Here is a 23,533-nt window from a genome sequence, read left to right as displayed (position 1 = left end):
AAAGGGAGATAAGTAATGTTACAATTTATTGTTTCAATTCTTTTATTTTTTGTTTTATTTTTCGGTATTGCTTTTATTTTAAATATGTTATTAAGACAGACTTGGCTGATGGCTTTTGTCTACCCGATAGTTATTATGCTTATTGTCGATAAGTTTCCGATATCTAACTATTTTAAGAACCCAGGGACCGCGCTAAGCACAGTTTGGGATAATATTTTGAATTTAAATGGATTTGATATCGTAATCTTAGCATCAGGTTTTGCAGGAACTATTACCTCTGGAATAGTTATAAGGATATTAAGGAAAAGCGGTTATCGAATGTTTTAGGATATTTTTAAATAATACTGTTTTTTTGAAAGTTGTCATCCACATAGTTGGGATAAACCGTTCCCAAACTATAAGTGGATGATATTTGTTACATATGGTAATTATGAAATTGATTCAGTCATTAATGTATAAAATGTACCATTAATGGAAATGATAACACTCTAGAGAGGTGTTATTATTAAAATGATAAAATTTAAGTTTCTAAGAAGAGTTCTGTTGACAGTTTTATTTCTTGGGGCGTTTTACACTACAGTATCATCAGTATCAAATGTTTCGGCAGTTGATATTAAGATTGACTTTTACGAAGGTACTAGTGGTGGAGAGACAACTACTAATTTATCAGATCAACCAACACGTGATATTGCCTTATGGAAAAAATCCTTAAATCATCAAAAGGCTACAACAAGATATATTTCTAGTGAGCAAGTAGAAGAACCGAAGTCATTAGAAGAAGCAATTGACTTTGAACAATATTCTAGTACAACGGTTATGGCTACAGGATACACAGCAGGGGTTGAGTCAACTGGTAAGACAAAAGACCATCCTCAATACGGAATAACTTATTCAGGTGTGAAAGTTAAACGGGATTTATACTCAACAATAGCAGCTGATTTAAATGTTTATCCGATTGGTACAATTTTGTATATACCAGGGTATGGTTATGGTGTGGTGGCTGATAAGGGTTCAGCAATTCAAGGGAATAAAATTGACTTGTATTATCCAACGGTAAAAGATGTTTATGACAAGTGGGGTAAAAGAGAAGTAAATGTTTATGTGATAAAAAAAGGTGAAGGAACATTGACGGAAGAAGTGCTGGTAAACTTAAATGAGACAGAAGCACTTCAAGTCTTTCGTGAACAAGTAAAAAAGAGTTAAATAATAGTTAAAGCAAACAATCCACCATAGCGATGGTGGATTGTTTTAGATTATAGAAATACTGTTGCTTACTATTAGTTTTTGCTAAAATAGCGGATATAGAATAAATGCGAGGACAATACCTGTTATTCCTCCGAAAAATACTTCAATGGGTTGGTGACCCAATAATTCTTTTAGTTCTGCCCTTTTTTCATATTCCTTTTTCTTAGACCATACTTTCGCTTCCTCTATAAAGTAGTTAAAGTCTTTTACAAGCATATTAAGAACAACTGCTTGTTCACCAGCTTGTCTTCGTACACCAGTAGCGTCAAACATAATAATAATACTAATTACACAGGAAACAGCAAATAAACCGGAAGATACCCCATGCTCAATGCCAATTCCTGTTGTTACTGCAGCTACTGCCGCGGAGTGACTACTAGGCATCCCACCAGTACTAAAAGCTAGTCCAGGTTTGAATTTTCTTGTTGCAATATACTGAATAGGAATTTTAATAACTTGTGCAAAAACGATTGCTAAAAGTGCGGCCCAAAGTGGAAAGTTTAAAAATAAATCCAAAAACGAACATCCTTTCTACTAGTCCTATATGTAGCTTTCCCTTTCAATATAAAGCTAAACTAGACTGATATCTACGGTAATTTTGTTTTGATTATATCATATAGCCTAGTCCTTGAGGAAATCAGATGCAAATAAAGGAAGAGACGATGGAAGGATGTCTTTGGTGAGCACTAAAGTTGGCAATTTAGAATAGTTTTCGCAGACTTTCGAAGGTGCACTTGAACTTTTGTTCTTTCTCAATCCACGTGTTAAGTGGGAACTAAATAACTATTATTGACTATAATGTAAAGTTGACAATAACTCCTTAGTTACCACCTAAGGGAAATTGTTAATTTGCAGCATTTGATGTTGTTAGTTTCATTTACTAACTTTAAGCGAATGCTATCAGGATTAAATTTAATTTCTACTGGTCTGTTAATTCCAATTTCAGTTATATATTGTTTAATATCATCTGTTTGAGAGTGTTGTGCTGCATCTTTTATTTTATATGCAAAATCATCATTATTTGAAAACTCTCGAACTATTTTATTTGCATCACCTAATAAAGGTTGAAATGAGTTCGCTGATTGCTTTAGTTGTTCAATATTTACCTCTGGATAAGGTGGTGGGGTTCTTGTTGGCGAAACAGGCAGATTAGTAGTTTCTTTGTAATAGGCGGAATGAAGGGGATAATAGTGATCGTAGCACATATGGATAGCTCCTTTTTTTAGCTTACCGGATTTTTGCACCATTATAGCTGACAAACATTTTTGGAAAACTAAGGTGTTGCTTTGTTTTAGATTATGCATATTGATCACTACGAGTGTGGTTTTTGGTTAGAATTTTTCATAGTTAAAAGTGGAAGGGCGAACAGTAGTTAATCATCGTCCTTCCACTTTTAAATTTAAACAAACTTTTTAAAAGAAACTGAGGGATGATTATGGAACCTCGTTTCAAATTACAAAATTTATTACTTTATAGCTGCGTCAAGAGAAACTTCAATCATTTCGTTAAATGTTGTTTGTCTTTCTTCAGAACTTGTTTCTTCTCCTGTTAAAATGTGATCAGAAACAGTTAATACAGATAATGCTTGGCGGTTAAATTTAGCTGCTAGAGTGTATAAGGCAGTAGTCTCCATTTCAACAGCTAATACGTTATACTCAGCTAATTGTTTGAAAAGATCTAAAGCATTGTCACGGTAAAAACTATCACTAGTGAATACATTACCTACGCGCAGTTTTAATCCTTTTTCTATTCCGCTGTCATAAGCATCTTTAAGTAATTGAAAGTCAGCAGTGGGCGCAAAATCTATGCCTCCAAACACCATTCGGTTCATCTGAGAATCTGTGGTTGAGGTTGATGCTAAGATGACATCTCTAACTTTCACATCCTTTTGGATGGCACCACATGTACCAACACGAATCAATTTTTGAACGTCATAGCTTTGAATTAGTTCATTAGCATAGATAGAAATAGAAGGAACGCCCATTCCTGTTCCCTGAACGGATATCTTCTCACCTTTATATGTACCGGTATATCCATACATTCCTCTAACTTCGTTGTAGCAAGTAGTGTTTTCTAAGAAGTTCTCTGCAATATACTTCGCTCGAAGCGGGTCACCTGGTAGTAATATCTTGTCTGCAATCTCGCCTTTTTTTGCACCTATATGAACACTCATATTGATAACCTCCTAAGTTCTGTCTATTTTCATAAAATAACGTACCATAACAGTTGATGGAACACAAATTGTTGTGCATATATTGTTGATTGACAAAGTAAAATGAATTAAAAAATTAATAAATCAATGTTTTTTTAAAATTAGTTACAAAGTACTTGCCTTTTTTGTTTCTTAACTATAATTTTTCGTATATAATAGTATTAGTTAGTAATTTCACATATAGTAAGGTTTGGATACACAAATTTTATATGTATAGTACTTGATGAAAATAAAGGGAGGATTTCTAATGAAAGAGAAAAAGTTCACAATTACAGATGACACAGGAATTCACGCTAGACCAGCTACATTACTTGTTAATAAAGCAGGTCAATATGAGTCTCAAATTGAGATGAATTACAACGGTAAAACGGTTAACTTAAAATCCATCATGGGTGTTATGTCTTTAGGAGTACCAAAAGGTGCTGAAATTGTAATTACTGCCGATGGAAGTGACGAGGAACAAGCATTACAGGGTGTAGAAGAGACAATAAAAGAGCATCTTGGAGAGTAATAGTACATTAACATGATACTAAAGTGAAAAGCTAGAGAGACTCTCTAGCTTTTTTGTATATTAAAATGTTTTTAGTGGTTTTACTATTACCGGTAACTTTCTTTAGTTCCATGCACCATGTTATCCAATTGGATCAATTTCATAAATAACTTATGCAAAAAGTTTGGAAACGGTTTATTCCAACTATCTGCGGATGACAACTTTCAAAAAATCAGTATTATGAAATTGACTAATCTAAGTTATACTATTAAGTAGATTTAAACAAAACGTGTAATAAGAGGTGTTTATTCGTATGAAAATTCAAGTATCACAGTTACCTGGAATCGGACAGAAAATTTCTTTAAAAACAGCAGAGGATAGCATGTTAGTAGTAATTGTTCATCACACAGGAAAAAGAGAATTATATTTCTTTGACGACGCAGATGGCGATGAAGCAGATTTTGCGATGGATTTAACTCCTGATGAAACTAGAGAACTTGGTGCACAATTACTGGGTGCAACGTATCAACCGGTTAATGCAGAGAAGTTGAAAATGTTTAAACGGCAAATTGTAGTAGATTATATCACGTTAAGTGAAAAATCTGAATTTGCTTATAGAACATTGGAAGATTCAGAAATCAGAAATAAGACAGGAGCAACAATTATAGGCATTGTTCAAGGTGATGATATGATCGCCATCCCAGAACCAGACAGAAAGCTAGAGCCTGGCGATGTACTAATGTCTATTGGGAAAAAAGAACAAATAGAGAACCTAGAAGCGTTATGTAAAGGAGAGGAATGATCATATTTTATTAAGTGATTTTCCATTACTACTAGGAGCAGGATTAGTGTTGCTTGGAATTTTTTATTTAGGATTTTTAAGTATAAAGATTAATTTTCCAAGTGTCATTTTATATATCTTATTTGGTGTGGTTCTAGCTGATTTGTTAAGCGATAACGAAATTTTACACTTTGCAAGTGAGATAGGTATAGTATTGCTGTTTTTTTTACTCGGCCTTGAGTTTAGTGTGAATAGGCTCGGTGGGATAGCGAAAAAAATCTGGCCTTCAGGTTTATTGGATGTATTTCTTAGTTTAGGGGTATCTATGCTCATTGCACTCGGGTTTGGAATGAATTTATTCAGTGCTTTTTTAATAGGTGGAATTGCTTATGCTACTAGTTCCTCGATAACTGCGAAATTATTGGATGATAAAAGCAGAATGGCGAATAGCGAAACAGAATTTATTTTAGCTATTTTAATTTTCGAAGATTTAATTGCTCCAATTGTTATTGCGATTTTAATTGGGATAAGTACTGGTGGAAGCTTTGAGGCAAATGATTTATTTTTGCTTGTAGGTAAGGTTATTGGTTTAGCTGCCTTAGCAATTATTTTAGGTAAAACGCTATTTAAGAAATTTGATAAGTTGTTAGATAAAGTCGAAGATGAAGACTTTAAAATTACATTATTAATTGGGATTGCAGTAAGTTATGGAGGTTTCGCTTTATACCTGGGCCTGTCAGAAGTACTTGGTGCGTTTTTAGCTGGTATGATGTTAGCTGAAATTGGCAAAATTGAAAGAGTCGAACAAACTGTAAATCCTGTAAGAGATCTCTTATTACCAACATTTTTTATTTACTTTGGAACATCGATTGAATTTGGGAACGGGATCCCTATGCCAGTATTTTTGGTAGTACTACTATTGTGGTCGATAATAGCTAAGATAATCGTTGGAATAATTGGTGGCAGATGGTATGGTCTCTCGAAAAAGGTATCCTTAAGAGCTGGACTTTCCTTATGTGCGAGAGGAGAATTTTCTGTTGTTATTGCAAGTGTTGCAACAGGAGCGGTAAAAGTAATGGGTGGTATTTATATTGTAGCAGCTGCTTTTATAGGTATGCTTTTATTTGAACGAGCCCCAGCTATTGCAAATAAATTTTACGGGAAAAAGAAACCTAAGAAAACGGACCTTAAAGTCCCTGGAGAATAACCTAAGTAAAAAGTTACTGCCACAGTTTGCGAGGCTGTGACAGTAACTTTTTACTTATCTAATATAGTTATTAACCGAAATATTGTTGTTCTAAGTCTCCTAAATTTTTCATTGCTTTTTTATTGAAATCAGACTCTTTTGCGCTTAATTTAACTTTTAATGCGTCCACTGACTGCTTAAGAGATACATAATAGTCAGGAACTGCTTCGTTGAAGGGATGAACAGCTGATCTTGAAACATTTGTTTTTTCTTGGAAGCTTAGTGCTTTTCTTTGATGAAAGAAAACATCTTCGGTTTGACCAAAGTTATGAAGGTCTCCTTGCAAGGGGTGTTTTAAAACAGCAATTACTTTTATTAAATAATCTTTACCTCGTTCTTCTATTACTTCACCAATGTAAGTGCCTGAATTGTAGTGAGCTTTTACTATTTCGCCAATTTTAGCATTATCCATTCAAATAACTCCCTATCCTACGTAGTTATATACATTTTGACAGAAAAACCAATGGTAATACAAGTAATTAGAGTTAATTGAATCAATTTCATCATTACCTTATGAGCAGTTGTCATCCGCATATAGTTTGGGTGCTTTCGGCATCCCAACTCTATGCGGATGACAACTTTCAATAAATCAGTATTATAAAATTGACTAAATTAGTTTAAATTATGGTTGTAATTTTGATATAATAGGTAATAAGGACGTGATAATTATGATGGAGTTTCTTTACTTTCCAGAAGATAAATCGTTGTATATTCCTGCTGTAATAAGTCTACTTTTTTTCGTAATGGGTGCATGTGTAACCATGTATTTATTTCATAAATCCTCAAAAAAAGAAGCAGAAAGAATTAATGAAAAATACCAACAAACAGATACATCGTTAACAGACAAGTCAAAACAGAAATAAATTTAAACCTTTATCAGCTGATAAAGGTTTTTAATTTGATTTTTTTTAGGGTTATTGATGATAATTATTGGCGATACTAGATTGGAATATGGAAAAGAAAGGGAGTTTTTTAATGAAGTTAAGGTTAATTTTGACTATTATGGTTAGTTTTTTACTTGTGTTAACTTCATGTCAAAACGAAGAACGTTCTCCTTTGGCGGTTGATATGTACAATAATGAAGGAGATTCAATAGGAACAGCAACTCTTACGGAACAACCAGATGGTGTTCAAATAAAATTATCTGTCGAGGGTATAGAGCCAGGTTTTCATGGGATACACGTACATGAATTTCCAGAATGTGAAGGGCCAGATTTTAAGTCTGCAGGTAATCACTTAAATACAGAAGGTAACGAACATGGTTTAATGCATCCCGAAGGAGCACATTTAGGCGATTTGCCTAATATTGAGGCGGGTGAAGATGGAACAATCGACGACATCAAACTCGTACTTAGTGGTGCGACATTAATGGATGGGAAAAATTCTCTCTTACAAAATGATGGGACGTCTTTGGTCATACACAAAGGACAGGATGATGGAGTTAGTCAACCAGCCGGAGATGCTGGTGAAAGAATTGCGTGTGGTTCGATAATTTTAGATGAGTCAAAAGAGGGAGAGTCTCCTACAGACCCTACTGAATTAAATGAAGATGACGAGTGACAGATATAATAAAAAACGTACTATAAAAACAGTTACCCTCTTTAGGTTACTGCTTTTATAGTGCTAAATGTAATCTACTTTAAATTATCTAAAGCTGTTATAATTCGATTTATTCCTTCTTCTAAAATAACTTTCGGACAGGCAATATTCATTCGCATAAATCCTTCACCTTCTTCACCAAAGGATAATCCATCATTTAAGCCTACTCTTGCTTTACTAGCCATAAATTCCTTCAACTCCTTGTTGCTTAGCCTCATCTCTCTGCAATCCATCCAAACTAAATATGTTCCTTCGGGTTCAACAATGGTGATTTCTGGTCTAGTTTTAAATGAACGGGTAACTAGATCTCTGTTTTCTTCTAAAACGGATAACAGATCCTCTAGCCATGGTTCTCCGAATTGATATGCAGATTCTAGAGCAGTTACTCCCATTGTATTTAACATGTGAAAACCTTGATTATTAAACAAATTTTTTATTGAATTTCGATCTGACTCATTTGGTATAACTGCAAATGACGCTTGTAGTCCGGCTAAGTTAAATGTTTTTGTCGGTGACATACAAGTAATCGTTTGTTCATTAATTTCTTGTGAAAGTGATCCAATTGGAATATGAATGTGATTTGAATAAACAAGATCACTATGGATCTCATCAGAAAACAGCTTCACATTGTATTTTAAAGATAATTCTGCCATTTTGGTTAATTCTTGTTCAGTCCATACTCTTCCTGCCGGATTATGAGGATTACATAATATAAATGCTTTTACACCCTGTTGCATCTTTTTTTCAAGGTCTATAAAATCAATTTCATAACGATTATTTATTAGCTTTAAAGGATTAGTGACTAATTTGCGATCATGGTTTTTAACAAGACCATAAAAAGGAGGATAAACAGGGGTCTGAATCAATATTGAATCTCCTGGTTCTGTTAATGCCTGAACTGCCATATGTAACGTAGAAACAACACCAGGACTGTATAACAACCATGACTTGTTTATTTGCCAATCATGTTTTTTGTTCAACCAATTTATTATAGAAGTATTAATTTCAGAATCTGTAATCGTGTAACCAAATATTCCGTGTTTTGATCTTTCCACTAAGGCATCTATCACCGGTTGAGGTGTCTGAAAGTCCATGTCTGCTACCCACATAGGTAGTACATCCTCCGAACCATAAATAGATTTGATTAAATCCCATTTTACAGATCGAGTTCCTTTTCTAGGGTGAATATTTTTGAAACTCATTAATAGTCCTCCTTCATATTTTAATATAATAAACATTATATTAAAATAAAGATATGATTGGAAATGTTTGAGGTTTTGAACTACCCGCCACTTACCACCCTTACGGGTTGCTTGAAGTGGGGGATTCCTAAGAACACCAACCTATCGGTTAGTTATGGATTAGGCTATCCCCGCAGTTCCTGGGGTTAATCGTAATGCTTCATTACGAAGATTGATACTTGCGTTAATATCCCTTTCGTGATGACTCTTACACATTGGGCATGACCATTCACGTAAGGCAAGATTTTTAACGTCTTTGTGTCTATGACCACAATTGGAACAAGTGTTCGAAATTGCGACCACGATACTTCACTAATGGCTTTTGCTAGATTGTGATTCTTCAACATGTTTTTGACAGACAAATCTTCGATTCCGATGATGTCGTGGTTTTTGACAATCACGGTAGAGATTTTACTAACATGTCTTTTCGTGTGTCTGAACCATTTCATTCACGACATGCCAATAAGAATCTTTCTCTTTTTGCTTGCCAACAAAATAGTTATGCACGAAACGTGAACAACCAGTTGTTTTATTGATAAGTATGACTTGTTTGGGTTTTGGATAGATTCTGAATTTATAGGCTCTTTTCACTAACATTGAGTTTCATCTCCCTTTTATCCATTATACCAAACAAAAAGGCGATTTCGAACACTTGTCTGAAGGCGATTCATCTCCCCCTTACCGTTGGGCTGCGCCCTTCACACGCTTGAAGAGGGAGTTTTCTCGCCTGTTTTAGATAAATGTATAAACTATTAATCTTACTTAAAATGGTAAGACTGTTTATGCTAATTGCAATGGGCTAGAATTCTGTCACAAATGATGTTGGGAACTTCTTCAGGAAGTAGATGACCAGCATAATCAAATGTACAAAGTTCTGCAGCTGGTAAATCTTGAACTAATTTATATCCGATTGATACAGGTAGGATTTCGTCTTTTTTTCCCCAAAAAATGAATGTTTCTGTTTGGATTGTTGCTAGGCATTTCATATCTAAATCACCTTCTCGGTCTCTTACCATTTTTGTTAGGCATAGATAAATCGCATTATCCAAAAAAGGTTTGATATATGTTGTTAACATATCTTTTGTTATTACTGACTCATTGTAAACGCATTGCCTGAGGGTTTCAAAGACACCTTTTCGATAAAGAAGTCTCTTAATTAGTGTAGGGAAGAATGGAAGCCAACTTATTAAGTAGCTAAAACGATCTGCCTTTGATAAGTAACTACAAGGCGCAAGCAGTATTAGTTTCTTAATTCGATCAGGATAATGATAAGCGCAAGTTAAGGCGATTTGTCCACCCATTGAGTGTCCAACTAGATACGCAGAGGGAATCGATTTTGTATTCATAAAATATACAATTATATTAGCTAAATTTGAATATGAATAGGTGAATTTGGTAATTCGATCACTATCTCCAAAAGGTGGAAGGTCGATGGTTATAAGATTAAATTTATCTATCAGTAACGGTACCATTTTTCTAAAACTATACTGTGAAGAGAGAAATCCATGAATGAAAATAATATAAGGCTTATTGGAGTTTAAAGGGTGTTTATATGATTGATAACAAATGTTAGTTCCTTTGTAGTCAATCCATTGTTTTTTTTCTTTTATATTTTCCATGAAAGGTATTACTCCTTCCAGATGTTTATATTTATGGTTTATTATTCTATATGTAACACATTAGTACGTTTAGAAATCTGAAGTAAAAAAAGCAAAGCGATATAATCGCTTTGCCTCACAGGGGGAATACGAGAAAGTCTTACATCTATAGTTATTTCCAAAATTCCTTACTATTAAACATATTATTGCATTTTTTATGATTAAAGTATTAAAATAGACTAATTTCCATAATATTCATTGCCGAAAATGACTTTTTTATGCTAAAATAGATAATTGCGTATAAAGTTTTAATTTTTCCACTAGTAGAACGTTCGTGATAACTTACTATTGGATTGGGTGTTAACATCTGTAGACAAATGTATTCATGAACTTGTTTGCATACCATACAGGTAATTACATCAAGATAAAGATATGAAAAAAAACGGGAGTTGTTCATTATGGGTAACAGTATTGAAGTAGGTCAAGTATTAGAAGGAAAAGTAACAGGTATTCAACCTTATGGAGCTTTTGTAGCTTTAAATGAAGAAATACAAGGGCTAGTTCATATATCTGAGGTAACACACGGTTATGTGAAAGACATTAACGAACATTTAAATGTAGGTGATGAAGTTAAAGTGAAAGTACTTCAAATTGATGAAGCGAAAAATAAATATTCACTTTCTATCCGCGCTACTGAAGAAGCTCCAAAACAAGCTACTAGAAAGCCGCAACAATCTGCTAAACAAACGTATCAACAGGCTGATCAAGAGCAGGGCTTTAATACATTAAAAGATAAGCTTAGTGACTGGATTAAGCAATCTGAAGAACGTGAAAGTACATTTAAGAAATAGTAAAGTTTTAAAAAGCTCCCTTTTAGCTTGAATGCTAAAAGGGAGCTTTTTTATGTTCGTTTCTTTTTACTGATCTGTTTTTGGTTCTCTTCGGTCAGCAACTTCCTCAGATGGTTTGAAAAGTAGAGATAAGCAAACTAATCCACTAATACCTACAAGTGTATAAATGATGCGCGCAAATGCTCCACTTTGCTCCCCTCCACCAAAAATAGCTGCTACTAAATCAAATTGAAACAGACCAATAAGTCCCCAATTAATACCACCAATAACTAGTAACAATAATGAAATTCTTTGTAATGTACTCATTGTTAACCTCCTATTTTTAGATATTTTCATTAGTATCTTTGCTATTTCCTGATAAAATATACGCATGAAACCAGTAAAATAGTGTTATTTTTGTTGGGATTATAAAGAACGTTCAAGTATTCACTTGATTTAATGGAGCAATTTAGGGTAAATTTAAAGAGGTACTATTTTTAAATCTATGGAGGTTTTTCAATGAGTTATGTACGTTTTGAATATGAGAAGGCGTTATCCTTTTTTGGTCAACATGAACTAGATTATCTGAAAGAGCCTGTTAAATTAGCTCACGAAGCAATACATAATCAAACAGGGGCAGGAAATGATTACCTTGGATGGGTTGACCTACCAGAAGCGTATGATAAAGAAGAGTTTGGTCGAATTAAGCAGGCAGCCGAAAAAATCAAATCGGATTCAGACGTGCTTTTAGTTGTCGGAATTGGTGGATCATACTTAGGAGCTCGTGCTGCAATCGAGATGTTAAACCATTCTTTTTACAATGTATTGCCGACAGAAAGCCGAAAAACTCCTCAAGTGTTTTTCGTTGGAAACAGTGTTAGTGCACCTTATATAAATGATTTGTTTGATTTATTAAAAGATAAAGATGTTTCTGTTAATGTTATTTCCAAGAGTGGAACAACAACAGAACCTGCGATTGCATTTCGTATTTTTCGAAAAATGCTTGAAGAAAAGTATGGCGTAGAAGAGGCAAGAGGAAGAATTTATGCTACTACCGATAAAGAACGTGGTGCTCTAAAAACACTTGCTAATGAGGAAGGCTACGAAAGCTTTGTTATTGCAGATGATATTGGTGGTAGATATTCTGTTCTTACTGCAGTTGGATTACTCCCAATAGCTGTAAGTGGTGTGGATATTGATGCTATGATGAGTGGTGCACAAAAAGCACAGGCTGAATTAAGTGAGGGAGATTTGGAAAAAAATCCTGCTTATCAATATGCTGCTGTAAGAAATATTCTTTATAATAAAGGAAAAACAATTGAAATGTTAATTAACTATGAACCATCACTTCAGTACTTTTCTGAATGGTGGAAACAATTGTTTGGAGAAAGTGAAGGAAAAGATTTTAAAGGAATTTTCCCTGCATCTGCAAATTTCTCTACCGACTTACACTCTATGGGACAATACGTGCAAGAGGGAAGAAGAGATTTATTTGAGACAGTTCTTCATGTTGAGGAACCAAAATCAAATATTACAATCGATGAAGAGAAACAAGATCTTGATGGTTTAAATTATCTTGCTGGTAAAACAATCGATTTCGTCAACGAAAAAGCATACCAAGGGACTATGCTTGCTCATACGGATGGACAAGTACCTAACTTAATTGTGCATTTACCAAAACTTGATGCCTATACGTTTGGTTACACTGTTTACTTCTTTGAAAAAGCCTGTGCAATAAGCGGTTATTTACTTGGAGTAAATCCATTTGATCAACCAGGTGTAGAGGCATATAAAAAGAATATGTTTGCACTATTAGGAAAACCAGGATTTGAAAAAGAAAAAGAAGAATTAGAAAAGCGTCTATAAATATAAGAAAAGGGGGATCCTTGTCGACAAACGATAAGGATCCCTTTTTCTAAATGTAGGAAAATATAAAATTTGGCGTTTCGATGTCTAGCTCCATCACCTAGCCCGCCTGAGGCCTTAAGTCAAGCCTGTTTGTGGAAAAAATCGCTACATAGAGGCTTGACTTAAGCTTGTCGTGGCTAACAAGGGCGCCTTTCGCTTTTCTTATAACATAAGTTTTATTTTTTAGGGAAAAGTAATCCTAAAAAAGGAGTAATTCAATGATTCCTGTTTCCTCAAATCTTGAAAATAAAGTTTTCCCTTTATACGAACTAGAAAAGCAACTAAAACCACTTGGCTATGTAATTGGTGGAAATTGGGATTTTCAAGAAGGATCCTTTGATTATAAAATGTCGGATGAAGGTGGATACCAATTTGTAAGAATACCATTTGAAGCTGAAGAAGGATCTCTTGATTCACCTGGTGTTATTGTTCGACTCGGAAATCCATTCATTCTCACACATGTTTTTCAAGCTGGTGTAGAGAATCATTCTGACAATGGTGTAATTCAAGGAGCTTTTAACCAATTTCAATCCCCAGTAGATGAAGACGCTGATGTACCTGAACGATATGTAGAAAAAGGCAAACGCCTAATTGAACAAATTGAGCATTTACTACTATAATCTTGATAATACAATAAGCGTGTCACCTGCTGTTAGTTTATCATCAAAAGGGGGGTTGAGCATCAACTCTCCTTCTCTAATAATGCCTATTAATATTTGTTCATAGGACAGATAATAATCAGAGCATTGTAAAAAAGTTTTTCCTATCATTTCTTGTTTTAAACTAATCTGATGGAATTGCTGATTCGCTAATACCTTTAATAATATATCAAAAGGTTTAATAGGTTCATTTCGGAAAATTTCATGAAAAAATAGCGTACTCATAAATTCATTAGAACGAATGACTGTATCAGCACCAGCTCGAGTGGCATTTGTTGTTTGTTCTTTAGTTAAAACTTCTGTAATAATATAAACTTCTGCATTATTACCTCTTATCGCAACGGTAGTTAAAATACTATTTTGATCAGCTTGCCTTTCTTTTTTTGATGGATCAGAAGTAATTACTACATATTTCGCCTGATTTATATTCGCTTTTTGCAATATCTCATCTTCGGTTGCATCTCCATGCACGAAGTGGAGATAGTGTTTTTGAAATGGCAAGTTATTTAACGTTTTATCAATTAAAACAATCTGTTCATGTGTATTACGTTTTTTTAACATTTCTAATAATTGTTTTGTTCGCTCATTCCAACCAATAAAAATTATATGATTTTTACCTTTATAATTTATATTGCCTTTTGATAATTCTTGCTCATGTTTAATAGTGCCAGCCGAAATGGTGGCCATATAAAAGGTTAAGACGCCCCCACCTGCAAGGATGAGTAAAATAGCAATAACCCTTCCAACTGTACTTAAAGGAACATAATCCCCATAACCGACTGTTGAACCAGTGACGAAAGCCCACCAAATGCCATCAAACATGGTCGGGAAGTGCTTTGGTTCAATGATGTGTATCGTTGCACCAAAAAAAAACATGATAAAAAACACAGTTACTAATAAACGAAGTACAGTTGGCATCCGAAAGTAAAATTGCCAAAATCTATATAAATACATTGTTAATCACCCTACATTTTTCTTATCAGTATTGACAAGAGTAGAGTATTTATAATCAAACACTTTTGTTGTATGAGTTATTTGTTATCCATGGAAAAAACTAAATAGATTTAACAAGTGTTTGTTTTAAACTTTGATAGGCATTATTCCAAAAATCAGTATTATCTTTAAATGATTTTGTTACAAACGTAAAAACTTCTTTCTGTTTTTCTTTGTAATCTGCTGCTTCTTTATTAGGGAGCTTGGAAGTAGCCTCTTCAATAAATTTCTGTATTTCTGGTGCTCTTGGACCCCATTTGGCTATTTCGTTTCCTTTTTCATTTATGAAAATGAAAATTGGGATTGACCTTGCTTTTCCATTTGTTAAGTACTGATCCATCAGTTCCAAATTATTATCTCTTGGTAGCAAGCTAATTTTCATATCTACTTTTTCTACAAGTCGAAGCAAGATTGGGATGTTCATCATCGCATCTCCACACCAATCTTCTGTTAATGCAATAATACGTAAGTTTTGTTTCTTTAATTTTTCAAAAAAATCTTGATCATCTGGTAAAATAAATTGATCATATACGTGTAGAAGGTTGTTTTTGTGTGTTTGCATTGATTCTATGTAAGTATCAGGATCCATTCCCTTTTGGTACCAGTCTTGTAAATTCAAAGCTAAGCCACTTCCTTTTCGGTATTATAGTAATAAAAGTGTAAATAAATTAAATAATTAAGTAAATCAATACGCTCTTTTATTTTAGTGATTACTACTTTTTTTGGTATGATACCTTTATCACGGTTTTATAATATAGGATTAAGGGCCCTGAAATTTAAAGGAGGATTTACATATGGAAGAAATAAGACAGAATTTTTTAATGGAGTTATTACGAACACCATCACCATCAAGCATGGAAATGGAAATACAGAAAAAGTGGATAAATTACGTATCCCCATTTGCTGATGAAATTATCACTGATAATGCTGGTAATGCTATTGCAGTCTTAAACAAGGATGCTGAATTTAAACTATTGTTAGCTGGTCATTGTGATGAAATTGGCTTAGTTATTAATCGAATAGATGAACAGGGCTACTTGCACTTCGATAAGATGGGTGGTATTAATCCAAAGGCTGCTATTGGGATGAAAGTATTAGTGCAGGGATTTAGCAAAACTTTTACAGGTGTAATTGGTGTGAACGCACAACATCACGGTGGAATTAAAGGTGATTTTGAATTAGAAGATTTATTTATAGACTGCGGAGCGCGGTCAAAAGAAGAAATGGAGAAATTGGTTCAGGTAGGTGACTTAGCAGTCTACAATCGTGAACCTGAATTACTGATGGATCGTTATCTAGCTGGAAGAGGATTAGATAATCGTACTGGTGCTTTTATTGTCGCCGAGGTGCTCCGCATACTATCAGAAAAAAATTTGAATGTAGGCGTTTATGCTGCAAGTACAGTTAATGAAGAGACAAACATGGGTGGGGCTTATTTTGCTGCAGCTGGTATTGAGCCAACAATGGCAATTGCTTGTGATGTTACCTTTGCCACTGATTATCCAGGAGTAAATAAGAATAAGCATGGTGACATCCGATTAGAAAATGGTCCGGTTCTTGCTAAAGGCGCACCGATAAATATAAAAATAAATAAGCTGTTAGAAAAGGCGGCAAGATCATTAAACCTAAATGTTCAGTATGAATTGACTTCTAGAAATACTGGAACTGATGCAGATAAGATGCGATTAACCGGTAAAGGTGTCCCTGTTAGCTTAGTATCTTTACCACTTAGATATATGCATTCGCCGGTTGAAACTGCTAGCATAAAAGATATTGATGAGGAAATTGACTTGCTTGTGAAGTTGATTGAGGATTTAACTGGTGAAGAAAGTTTAAAACCATTAGAAAATTAGTGAATAATTTACACATAAAATACTACACAAATTATATTTTTAATCGTATAATAGTAATATAATTAAATATCGATTCTATCTTCGGGGCAGGGTGAAATTCCCGACCGACGGTGATGAGTGATAGCCACTCTTAGTCCGTGACCCACAATAAGGTATTTACGTTGTGGTTGACCTGGTGTAAATCCGGGACCGACAGTACAGTCTGGATGGGAGAAGATTACAGAGCGAGAAAGGTATACTTAGTACCTTTATTTCCTGTTGACTAACCAAACCCCTGAAGCCTTAACATGGCTTTGGGGTTTTTATATGGTTTGTTACTATAGGAAGAGTTCCTCCTTCATCAAAGATTAGAATCGATAATAGGATGAAGGAGGAGAAGATATTGCAAAATAATAAAATGCAATCATCTAAGTTGTTAAAATTAATTGTCTTGGCGTTACTAGGTACTATGTCATTGGTGTTAATGTTTATAAATTTTCCACTTCCATTTTTACCACCATATTTAAAGGTGGATTTCAGCGATGTGCCTGCATTAATTGCTGCGTTACTTTTTTCACCTATTGCTGGGATTGCGGTAGAAGGAATTAAAAACTTACTTTATTTAATTTATACAGGGGCAGGCGACCCAATTGGAGTTGTAGCAAATTTCTTTGCCGGAATTATGTTTGTTGTTCCTGTGGCTGTCTTATACCATAGGTTCAAAGGTGTGAAAAGCCTTATTTCTGGTTTAGTAACTGGAACTATTGTGATGGCAATTGGTATGGGGATTCTAAATTACTTTGTTATTTTACCAGCATATAGTATGTTTATGGGCTGGGAAACAATGAGTGCACAAGTGAAATGGTGGACTGTAATTGCTGGAATTACACCATTCAACGCACTAAAAGGGATTATAATAGCAATCTTGTTCGTTCCGTTATTTACCAAGCTTAGACCTTGGTTTGAACAAAAACGAGCTACAATATCATAGTAAAAAATGCTACCAATATTGGTAGCATTTTTTACTATGATATTAATTCTTAAGTTTGCCGCGTTCAGCTCCAGCGCGTACCCCGCCTGAGGTCTTAAGTCAAGTCTCATCACGGGCAAAAAGCGCCACGCAGAGGCTTGTCTAATTGCCTTAGGGTGACAAGTCCGCCCCTGAGCTTTTGTTATTCATTAAGTTTTACTGGAATGACACCAATTGTACATCTTGAAATAGAGATTAATTGATCATGCTCGTCGACAATTTTTATCTCCCAAATCATTGTTGTTTGCCCTTTATGTATTGGTTTGGCTTTTGCAAATACCCATCCATCCTTCTTGCTTTTTATGTGATTTGCATTTATTTCGATACCAAATATTTGTTGCTTTTCAATATCAACATTGAGTGCGGCTCCGATACTTGCGGCAGATTCTGCTAGTGCAACACTTGCTCCACCATGCAAGAATCCCATTGGTTGATGAGTTTTAGTATTTACAGGCATTTTTATTTCTACAAAGTCTTTGTCGAGTGAAATAGTTTCCATTTCTAATGTATGCATTAATGTATTTTCGAAATCCAATTTAACCTCTCCTTATTAAATGTTTTTTTAATGGAACATAGTTTTTTAACAAGAAAAACGACAAGCTGGCGCACTTGTCGTTACATAGAAAATGAAAAAAACACTTGTAGAAGTAATGATATACTTAATAATAGTCCGTAAGTGGTATTTGTTTGAGCTGTTGCCTTCATTGCAGGCATCATTTCTATGTTTTTTGTTTTTCCTTTAAATCCATTAAATGCTTCAAAGGCTTTCTTGATGCTTAATAAAGTAATAAGAGACCATAATGGAAGGATACCTGATAACACATATATAATTGTTATTAGATAGCTACTTGCAAAGCTAGCCCCTAGTAAGTTAACTGCACTTTGATGACCAATTAAGATTGCAATAGTTTTTCGACCGTTTTCTTTATCTCCTTTTCGATCTCGAATGTTATTTGATAACATAATTGTTCCAATGAAAATTGAAATTGGAAGTGAAATAAGTAGTATGTCACCCGTAATAGTTAGTGTTTGGATATAATAACTAATACCAATAAGTACCGTTCCCATTATAAAGCCTGAAAACAGTTCACCAAAAGGTGTATATGCAAGTGGATAAGGTCCTCCAGTATATAAATAACCAAAAAGCATGCAAATTAGACCTATAGCGCATACCCACCAACTAGATTCTAAGCAAATATAAACTCCAAGTAACATGGAGACGAAAAAAAATACCAATGCTAGTCTGAGCACGGTTGTTGGTCTGACACCGTCTCGGACAATTGTTCCACCAATACCAACGGACTTTTCATTATCAAGTCCACGTGTGTAATCGTAGTATTCATTAAACATATTTGTAGCTGCCTGAATTAGCATAGAAGCAATTAACATGGCTAAAAATAATAGGACATTAACGGATTCATCTAGTATGGCTACCATTGTTCCAATAAATACGGGTATAAACGAGGCTGTTAATGTGTGTGGTCTTAACAATCTCCACCAGACGTGAAATCCCTTTTTTTCATTTAAGGCGTCCGTAAAAGTTTCTTTCTCTATTGATTGCATATTTTTCTCTCCTTAAAACGCCTTTGAAGCGTATCATCATTTTAATTTTATGGAATCGTTGATAGGGTGTCAAATTTAATTTTTAGGTAATTCTTAGGAATTAGCACCAAATGTTGAGAAACCGAGCAAAAGAGAATAAAATAAATATATTAATCAATTTCATCATTACCTTATTGTCATCCGCATATAGTTTGGGAACGTCTATCCCAACTATATGTGGGTGATAACTTTCAGGGAAATTAGTATTATGAAATGGACTTAATTGCTTATTTATTTAAATCTATCTCTATTTATAATATAATAAACACGCCGTTATTGGCTATGCCTCTAACCATATTGGAGGGTTTTGGAAATGATTCAAACTGAAATAAAAAAGCTGGATGAGGCTCTAAGTGAAGCTATTACGATTGCTAAAAATAAGCAAACTCCACAACTTTTTAGTATAACAGAAATGATTGACGATATAGATCCATTTTTATTTTTTGAACAGGCTAAACATATAGAGGGAGATAGGGTGTTTTGGGCAAGTACATCTGAAAACTTCTTTTTGGTCGGAGCGGGTGAGGCCTTTGATATAAGAGCAACAACTGATAGGTTTGAACAAACAGAAGCGCAGTTTAAATTAATGCTGCAGGACGCCTTAATTTTTAATTCATACCGAGTTCCTGGAACAGGACCAATAGCGATTGGTGGCTTCTCTTTTGATCCTAAAAAAGAAAAGACTATTTTATGGGAAAAGTTTCATGATAGCCAATTTCGGGTCCCAGCATATTTATTAACGATTGAAGACGGTGCTACTTACCTAACAATCAATACAATGGTTCGTGCTGAAGATCATCAAAGACAATTGGAATACTCAATCGATCAACATAAAAATATATTATTAGATAGTAATGCTACTTTGCCTGATGGTCCTGTTATCACTAATAAGACAGAGTTAGATCCATTGGGATGGAAGGAATTAGTGGGTCAGGCAACTAGCCATATTAAGGAAGAAAAAGTAGATAAAATAGTATTAGCTAGAGAGATGAGAGTTCATTTTGAGAAAAAGGCAACTTTATCGCCAATTTTATCTAAATTAATCAATACACAAACAAATAGTTATGTTTTTTCCTTTGAGAATGATGATGACTGTTTTTTAGGCGCAACACCAGAGCGACTAGTTCGAGTAGAAAATCAGCAATTATTATCAACTTGTCTTGCCGGTACAGCACCAAGAGGAAACAATGAGCTAGAAGACACTCAAATTGGTTTGGAATTAATTAATGATGTAAAAAACCGTGAAGAGCATGAATTCGTTGTTAAGATGATCCGTGATGCAGTTACTGCTTGTTGTTGGGATGTAGATGTTCCAAAAGAACCAGTGCTCTATCCATTAAAACACTTACAACATTTATATACGCCTGTAAAAGCTAAATTAAAAAAAGAATATTCGATTATTGATGTAGTTAAAAGACTTCATCCCACCCCTGCACTTGGAGGATTGCCTAAAGATAAGTCTCTTCTTTATATACGCGAATATGAGAAATTAGACCGTGGTTGGTATGGCGCTCCAATTGGGTGGATGGATGCATATAAAAATGGTGAATTTGCTGTGGCTATTCGGTCCGCTTTAATACAGGGTACAGAAGCATCACTCTTCTCAGGATGCGGTGTGGTCAAAGAGTCAGATCCAGAAGCTGAGTACCAGGAAACAAACATTAAATTTACACCGATGCTGTCTGTGTTAGGAGGGTAACAATGAATCATATGGAGGCACTAACAAGATATGTAGCTAATTTTGTTGACGAATTATATAGAGGAGGTTTAACTGATGTAGTTATCTCCCCTGGTTCAAGATCGACACCACTTGCAATGACTTTTGCGGAACACGAAAAGATACAACATTGGGTTAATATGGATGAGCGTTCTGCCGCTTTTTTTGCTTTAGGAATGGCAAAACAAAAAAATAAAGTTGTTGCAATTGTTTGTACGTCAGGGACTGCGGCGGCTAACTATTTTCCAGCTATTGTTGAAGCATACTACAGTAGAGTTCCCTTACTAGTTTTAACTGCAGATCGTCCTCATGAATTGCGTGACGTTGGGGCTCCTCAAGCGATTGAACAAATTAACATGTATGGTGAATACGTAAAGTGGTTTCATGAGATGGCGTTGCCCGATGGTAGTCCTGCGCTTTTGTCATATGTTAGAGGTAAGGCCTCCCGCTCGGTTCATACTGCTATGAGTGGCAATCCTGGTCCAGTCCATCTTAATTTTCCGTTTAGGGAACCTCTTCTTCCAGATTTTACAATCTCGGACTTGTGGGGAGAACAAATAGATTCAGCCTATCATTACCATGCTGAGGGTCAACGCAGACTGAGTGGAAGCCAGTTAGACAACATTTTTTCACAGCTTGCTGAACTTAACAAAGGTATAATTGTTTGTGGTCCTCAGATTAGCAATCAGCTTGCAGAAAAAATTGTAGAACTTTCGAAACAATGGGGCTTACCTGTTTTAGCAGATCCTTTATCTCAACTTCGTGCTGGACAACATGATAAAGATAATATTGTTGAGAGCTATGATGCAATATTAAAAAGTAAACGAATTAGAGATAGATTTGATCCTGATTTCATTATTCGGTTTGGTGCCATGCCAGTATCTAAACCGTATTTGTTATTTTTAAAAGAAAAGAATAATACTCCACATTTTGTTATAGAACAAAATGAAGGCTACCGGGAGCCTGCTGGTTTACCAGCTCAATTTCTTTATACAGACCCAGTTCTTTTTTGTGGAGATCTTATCTCTTTTGGACGACTCTCGTTTGATCAAAGCTGGTTAGACACATGGTTGACTATGAATAAAGTTGCTAAACAGTATTTGTTAGAAGAAACATTGGAGCAAGGACTAACTGAGGGCCATGTAGTTAAATACTTATCTGAGGCTGTCCCTGATCAAAGTTCTATTTATGTTGGTAATAGTATGCCTATTCGTGACATGGATACTTTTTTTATGAACACTCCCAAGCAATTGAAATTATTAGGTAACCGGGGAGCTAATGGTATCGATGGTTTAACATCTAGTGCACTTGGTGCAGCGGCGCATGGTGAAAAGGTTACATTGTTACTTGGTGATTTATCTTTCTTTCATGATTTTAATGGTCTTCTTCTTGCTAAACAGTATAAAATTGATTTAACAGTCGTGTTAATTAATAATAATGGTGGAGGGATTTTTTCATTTTTACCTCAAGCAAAACAGGCTAAACATTTTGAAGTATTGTTTGGAACACCAATGGACATTGACTTTGAACATATTATTTCTATGTACCATGGAAGTTACTCTAAACCGAAGACCTGGACTGATTTTCAGCGGGTACTGTCTGAAAGTCATCAACAAAACGGGTTGTCTGTAATCGAAGTTCAAACAAATCGAGCGGACAATGTTGAGTGGCATAAAGAAAAATGGATCCAGATAGAGAAGAATTTACTTAGACTTTTTGAAGGGTGAACACTGTGTACTTTAATATAGACCAAAAACAGTATTGGGTTGAATCAAATGGCGAGGGAATTCCAGTCTTATTACTTCATGGGTTTACGGGAAGTAGTCAAACATGGGGAGCGCTATCCAATTCTTTGCAGGTAGATTATAAAGTCATTACTGTTGATTTACCAGGTCACGGAAAAACAAAAATAAATAAACCGACCAGAATGGAAGAAATTTGCGAAGATTTGTTGACCATACTTAATAAAATGAAGATAGAAAAAACTCATCTTATAGGCTATTCAATGGGAGGCAGAACGGCACTTTCCTTTGCTGTACTCTATCCTAATAGAGTTGCATCGCTAACTTTAGAAAGTGCCTCGCCGGGGCTAGAAGAATCACATGAACAATTAGCAAGACAAGCTAAAGATGAGGTGCTAGCAAATAAATTAGAAGATGAGGGTATAGTGGGATTTGTTAATTATTGGGAAAAAATTCCCCTTTTTGCAAGTCAACATTCTCTTCCTAATTATGTGCGTAAGCGAATTAGAGAGGAAAGGACCAATCAAACCTCCCAAGGCTTGGCTGCATCATTAAGGGGAATGGGGACGGGGAGACAGCCTTCTTGGTGGCAGAAGCTACCAACCTTACCTATACCTGTGTTATTGGTTGTTGGTGAACTAGATGAAAAGTTTGTGGAAATTGCTAGACTTATGAATGACTACTTGAAATATAGTGACCTTAGAATCATTTCTAACACGGGACATGCAGTTCATGTGGAACAAACTCGAATTTTTGGTACAATAGTAAATGAATTTATTAAAGCACATTGAAATGAAATGGAGGAATA

At 34.9% G+C, this 23,533-nt stretch carries 27 protein-coding genes, 1 pseudogene and 1 riboswitch; of the genes and pseudogenes, 15 read left to right on the top strand and 13 right to left on the bottom strand.

Translation table 11 applies throughout. The features are described 5' to 3' along the window. Positions 1-15 precede the first annotated feature (15 nt). Positions 16-327, top strand: a complete 312-nt coding sequence (locus LD272_RS06930) for a YuiB family protein (RefSeq protein ID WP_226035875.1) — start codon at positions 16-18, stop codon at positions 325-327. Between the two features lie 183 nt (positions 328-510). Continuing rightward, positions 511-1,203: a stationary phase survival protein SpsC gene (gene spsC / locus LD272_RS06925; RefSeq protein WP_226035874.1), complete on the top strand. Its 693-nt coding sequence runs from the start codon at positions 511-513 to the stop codon at positions 1,201-1,203. Between the two features lie 84 nt (positions 1,204-1,287). Here the strand turns inward: spsC and LD272_RS06920 are convergent, their stop codons facing one another. The 3 genes from LD272_RS06920 to deoD form a co-directional block, all read right to left on the bottom strand. Continuing rightward, on the bottom strand, positions 1,288-1,761 hold the full coding sequence (locus LD272_RS06920; RefSeq protein ID WP_226035873.1) for a divergent PAP2 family protein: 474 nt from the start codon (positions 1,759-1,761) through the stop codon (positions 1,288-1,290). Between the two features lie 308 nt (positions 1,762-2,069). Continuing rightward, positions 2,070-2,450: a YuzC family spore coat inner layer protein gene (locus tag LD272_RS06915; protein ID WP_226035872.1), complete on the bottom strand. Its 381-nt coding sequence runs from the start codon at positions 2,448-2,450 to the stop codon at positions 2,070-2,072. A gap of 260 nt (positions 2,451-2,710) precedes the next feature. After that, entirely contained in the window at positions 2,711-3,418 is a 708-nt protein-coding gene (gene deoD, locus LD272_RS06910; protein WP_226035871.1) for a purine-nucleoside phosphorylase, read from the bottom strand. A 286-nt stretch (positions 3,419-3,704) separates the two neighbouring features. Between deoD and LD272_RS06905 the strand changes: the two genes are divergently transcribed. The 3 genes from LD272_RS06905 (at position 3,705) to LD272_RS06895 (ending at position 5,935) form a co-directional block, all read left to right on the top strand. Next, complete coding sequence (locus LD272_RS06905) at positions 3,705-3,968, top strand: phosphocarrier protein HPr (RefSeq protein ID WP_226035870.1); 264 nt, start codon at positions 3,705-3,707, stop codon at positions 3,966-3,968. Positions 3,969-4,260: 292 nt separating this feature from the next. Then, on the top strand, positions 4,261-4,749 hold the full coding sequence (locus LD272_RS06900) for a cation:proton antiporter regulatory subunit (protein ID WP_226035869.1): 489 nt from the start codon (positions 4,261-4,263) through the stop codon (positions 4,747-4,749). Between the two features lie 46 nt (positions 4,750-4,795). Further along, positions 4,796-5,935, top strand: coding sequence for a cation:proton antiporter (locus tag LD272_RS06895; protein WP_226035868.1), 1,140 nt, complete (start codon positions 4,796-4,798; stop codon positions 5,933-5,935). 70 nt (positions 5,936-6,005) lie between these two features. On the opposite strand, the gene kapB is transcribed toward LD272_RS06895, so the two are convergent. Continuing rightward, a complete protein-coding gene (gene kapB, locus LD272_RS06890; RefSeq protein WP_226035867.1) occupies positions 6,006-6,386 on the bottom strand; it encodes a kinase-associated lipoprotein KapB in 381 nt (126 codons plus the stop codon). Between the two features lie 256 nt (positions 6,387-6,642). On the opposite strand from kapB, the gene LD272_RS06885 reads away from it, so the two are divergent. Together LD272_RS06885 and LD272_RS06880 are read left to right on the top strand one after the other, a co-directional pair. Further along, complete coding sequence (locus LD272_RS06885; RefSeq protein ID WP_226035866.1) at positions 6,643-6,837, top strand: hypothetical protein; 195 nt, start codon at positions 6,643-6,645, stop codon at positions 6,835-6,837. Positions 6,838-6,949: 112 nt separating this feature from the next. After that, positions 6,950-7,534, top strand: a complete 585-nt coding sequence (locus tag LD272_RS06880; protein WP_226035865.1) for a superoxide dismutase family protein — start codon at positions 6,950-6,952, stop codon at positions 7,532-7,534. Between the two features lie 74 nt (positions 7,535-7,608). Here LD272_RS06880 and LD272_RS06875 read toward each other — a convergent pair whose 3' ends face one another. The 4 genes and pseudogenes from LD272_RS06875 to LD272_RS06860 form a co-directional block, all read right to left on the bottom strand. Next, complete coding sequence (locus LD272_RS06875; RefSeq protein ID WP_226035864.1) at positions 7,609-8,775, bottom strand: MalY/PatB family protein; 1,167 nt, start codon at positions 8,773-8,775, stop codon at positions 7,609-7,611. A 159-nt stretch (positions 8,776-8,934) separates the two neighbouring features. Beyond that, positions 8,935-9,242, bottom strand: a pseudogene (locus LD272_RS21605) (zinc ribbon domain-containing protein); the annotation flags it as partial. Continuing rightward, positions 9,229-9,411 carry a helix-turn-helix domain-containing protein gene (locus LD272_RS21745; RefSeq protein ID WP_226035862.1) on the bottom strand — a complete coding sequence of 61 codons (183 nt, stop codon included), beginning with the start codon at positions 9,409-9,411 and terminating at the stop codon, positions 9,229-9,231. The gene LD272_RS21745 and the pseudogene LD272_RS21605, both read right to left, overlap by 14 nt. A gap of 188 nt (positions 9,412-9,599) precedes the next feature. Beyond that, positions 9,600-10,433 (bottom strand): alpha/beta fold hydrolase, encoded by an 834-nt coding sequence (locus LD272_RS06860; RefSeq protein ID WP_226035861.1) that lies wholly within the window; start codon positions 10,431-10,433, stop codon positions 9,600-9,602. Positions 10,434-10,870: 437 nt separating this feature from the next. On the opposite strand from LD272_RS06860, the gene yugI reads away from it, so the two are divergent. Continuing rightward, positions 10,871-11,263, top strand: coding sequence for a S1 domain-containing post-transcriptional regulator GSP13 (gene yugI, locus LD272_RS06855; protein WP_226035860.1), 393 nt, complete (start codon positions 10,871-10,873; stop codon positions 11,261-11,263). Positions 11,264-11,329: 66 nt separating this feature from the next. Here yugI and LD272_RS06850 read toward each other — a convergent pair whose 3' ends face one another. Beyond that, the gene (locus LD272_RS06850) at positions 11,330-11,569 is read right to left on the bottom strand and encodes a DUF378 domain-containing protein (protein ID WP_226035859.1); all 240 of its coding nucleotides are present in this window, start codon (positions 11,567-11,569) and stop codon (positions 11,330-11,332) included. A gap of 192 nt (positions 11,570-11,761) precedes the next feature. On the opposite strand from LD272_RS06850, the gene LD272_RS06845 reads away from it, so the two are divergent. Both LD272_RS06845 and LD272_RS06840 read left to right on the top strand, forming a co-directional pair. Continuing rightward, on the top strand, positions 11,762-13,108 hold the full coding sequence (locus LD272_RS06845; protein ID WP_226035858.1) for a glucose-6-phosphate isomerase: 1,347 nt from the start codon (positions 11,762-11,764) through the stop codon (positions 13,106-13,108). 260 nt (positions 13,109-13,368) lie between these two features. Next, a complete protein-coding gene (locus LD272_RS06840; RefSeq protein WP_226035857.1) occupies positions 13,369-13,770 on the top strand; it encodes a YugN-like family protein in 402 nt (133 codons plus the stop codon). On the opposite strand, the gene LD272_RS06835 is transcribed toward LD272_RS06840, so the two are convergent. Continuing rightward, positions 13,765-14,763 (bottom strand): potassium channel family protein, encoded by a 999-nt coding sequence (locus tag LD272_RS06835; protein WP_226035856.1) that lies wholly within the window; start codon positions 14,761-14,763, stop codon positions 13,765-13,767. The two genes, LD272_RS06840 and LD272_RS06835, sit on opposite strands and share 6 nt — an antisense overlap. A 100-nt stretch (positions 14,764-14,863) precedes the next feature. Further along, positions 14,864-15,421 carry a thioredoxin family protein gene (locus tag LD272_RS06830; RefSeq protein WP_226035855.1) on the bottom strand — a complete coding sequence of 186 codons (558 nt, stop codon included), beginning with the start codon at positions 15,419-15,421 and terminating at the stop codon, positions 14,864-14,866. A 175-nt stretch (positions 15,422-15,596) separates the two neighbouring features. Between LD272_RS06830 and LD272_RS06825 the strand changes: the two genes are divergently transcribed. After that, positions 15,597-16,655, top strand: a complete 1,059-nt coding sequence (locus LD272_RS06825; RefSeq protein WP_226035854.1) for a M20/M25/M40 family metallo-hydrolase — start codon at positions 15,597-15,599, stop codon at positions 16,653-16,655. Positions 16,656-16,728: 73 nt separating this feature from the next. Then, positions 16,729-16,877, top strand: a riboswitch (FMN riboswitch). 175 nt (positions 16,878-17,052) lie between these two features. Then, positions 17,053-17,625 (top strand): ECF transporter S component, encoded by a 573-nt coding sequence (locus LD272_RS06820; RefSeq protein WP_226036039.1) that lies wholly within the window; start codon positions 17,053-17,055, stop codon positions 17,623-17,625. Positions 17,626-17,806: 181 nt separating this feature from the next. On the opposite strand, the gene LD272_RS06815 is transcribed toward LD272_RS06820, so the two are convergent. After that, positions 17,807-18,199: a PaaI family thioesterase gene (locus LD272_RS06815; protein ID WP_304511934.1), complete on the bottom strand. Its 393-nt coding sequence runs from the start codon at positions 18,197-18,199 to the stop codon at positions 17,807-17,809. Positions 18,200-18,279: 80 nt separating this feature from the next. Beyond that, entirely contained in the window at positions 18,280-19,227 is a 948-nt protein-coding gene (locus tag LD272_RS06810) for a 1,4-dihydroxy-2-naphthoate polyprenyltransferase (RefSeq protein WP_226035853.1), read from the bottom strand. A gap of 352 nt (positions 19,228-19,579) precedes the next feature. On the opposite strand from LD272_RS06810, the gene LD272_RS06805 reads away from it, so the two are divergent. Genes LD272_RS06805 through menH form a run of 3 tightly spaced genes read left to right on the top strand, consistent with a single transcriptional unit; the run spans position 19,580 to position 23,516 of the window. Continuing rightward, positions 19,580-20,965, top strand: a complete 1,386-nt coding sequence (locus tag LD272_RS06805; RefSeq protein WP_226035852.1) for an isochorismate synthase — start codon at positions 19,580-19,582, stop codon at positions 20,963-20,965. Between the two features lie 2 nt (positions 20,966-20,967). Further along, the gene (gene menD, locus LD272_RS06800; protein WP_226035851.1) at positions 20,968-22,710 is read left to right on the top strand and encodes a 2-succinyl-5-enolpyruvyl-6-hydroxy-3-cyclohexene-1-carboxylic-acid synthase; all 1,743 of its coding nucleotides are present in this window, start codon (positions 20,968-20,970) and stop codon (positions 22,708-22,710) included. 5 nt (positions 22,711-22,715) lie between these two features. Next, positions 22,716-23,516, top strand: coding sequence for a 2-succinyl-6-hydroxy-2,4-cyclohexadiene-1-carboxylate synthase (gene menH, locus LD272_RS06795; protein WP_226035850.1), 801 nt, complete (start codon positions 22,716-22,718; stop codon positions 23,514-23,516). The last annotated feature ends 17 nt before the right edge of the window (positions 23,517-23,533 follow it).

It is taken from the genome of Aquibacillus saliphilus (genome assembly GCF_020404745.1).
In the GTDB taxonomy this organism is placed as follows: domain Bacteria; phylum Bacillota; class Bacilli; order Bacillales; family Amphibacillaceae; genus Aquibacillus; species Aquibacillus saliphilus.
This window is presented reverse-complemented; position numbering and strand designations above follow the sequence as displayed.

Bases quoted from the DNA above. Each gene is read 5' to 3' on its own strand.
- kapB (WP_226035867.1), bottom strand. From the start codon at position 6,386: ATGGATAATGCTAAAATTGGCGAAATAGTAAAAGCTCACTACAATTCA.
- deoD (WP_226035871.1), bottom strand. From the start codon at position 3,418: ATGAGTGTTCATATAGGTGCAAAAAAAGGCGAGATTGCAGACAAGATA.
- LD272_RS06845 (WP_226035858.1), top strand. From the start codon at position 11,762: ATGAGTTATGTACGTTTTGAATATGAGAAGGCGTTATCCTTTTTTGGT.
- LD272_RS06820 (WP_226036039.1), top strand. From the start codon at position 17,053: ATGCAATCATCTAAGTTGTTAAAATTAATTGTCTTGGCGTTACTAGGT.
- LD272_RS06860 (WP_226035861.1), bottom strand. From the start codon at position 10,433: ATGGAAAATATAAAAGAAAAAAAACAATGGATTGACTACAAAGGAACT.
- LD272_RS06900 (WP_226035869.1), top strand. From the start codon at position 4,261: ATGAAAATTCAAGTATCACAGTTACCTGGAATCGGACAGAAAATTTCT.
- spsC (WP_226035874.1), top strand. From the start codon at position 511: ATGATAAAATTTAAGTTTCTAAGAAGAGTTCTGTTGACAGTTTTATTT.
- yugI (WP_226035860.1), top strand. From the start codon at position 10,871: ATGGGTAACAGTATTGAAGTAGGTCAAGTATTAGAAGGAAAAGTAACA.
- LD272_RS06840 (WP_226035857.1), top strand. From the start codon at position 13,369: ATGATTCCTGTTTCCTCAAATCTTGAAAATAAAGTTTTCCCTTTATAC.
- LD272_RS06810 (WP_226035853.1), bottom strand. From the start codon at position 19,227: ATGCAATCAATAGAGAAAGAAACTTTTACGGACGCCTTAAATGAAAAA.
- LD272_RS06905 (WP_226035870.1), top strand. From the start codon at position 3,705: ATGAAAGAGAAAAAGTTCACAATTACAGATGACACAGGAATTCACGCT.
- LD272_RS06885 (WP_226035866.1), top strand. From the start codon at position 6,643: ATGATGGAGTTTCTTTACTTTCCAGAAGATAAATCGTTGTATATTCCT.
- LD272_RS21745 (WP_226035862.1), bottom strand. From the start codon at position 9,411: ATGTTAGTGAAAAGAGCCTATAAATTCAGAATCTATCCAAAACCCAAA.
- menD (WP_226035851.1), top strand. From the start codon at position 20,968: ATGAATCATATGGAGGCACTAACAAGATATGTAGCTAATTTTGTTGAC.
- LD272_RS06915 (WP_226035872.1), bottom strand. From the start codon at position 2,450: ATGTGCTACGATCACTATTATCCCCTTCATTCCGCCTATTACAAAGAA.
- LD272_RS06835 (WP_226035856.1), bottom strand. From the start codon at position 14,763: ATGTATTTATATAGATTTTGGCAATTTTACTTTCGGATGCCAACTGTA.
- LD272_RS06875 (WP_226035864.1), bottom strand. From the start codon at position 8,775: ATGAGTTTCAAAAATATTCACCCTAGAAAAGGAACTCGATCTGTAAAA.
- LD272_RS06850 (WP_226035859.1), bottom strand. From the start codon at position 11,569: ATGAGTACATTACAAAGAATTTCATTATTGTTACTAGTTATTGGTGGT.
- LD272_RS06825 (WP_226035854.1), top strand. From the start codon at position 15,597: ATGGAAGAAATAAGACAGAATTTTTTAATGGAGTTATTACGAACACCA.
- LD272_RS06805 (WP_226035852.1), top strand. From the start codon at position 19,580: ATGATTCAAACTGAAATAAAAAAGCTGGATGAGGCTCTAAGTGAAGCT.
- LD272_RS06930 (WP_226035875.1), top strand. From the start codon at position 16: ATGTTACAATTTATTGTTTCAATTCTTTTATTTTTTGTTTTATTTTTC.
- LD272_RS06880 (WP_226035865.1), top strand. From the start codon at position 6,950: ATGAAGTTAAGGTTAATTTTGACTATTATGGTTAGTTTTTTACTTGTG.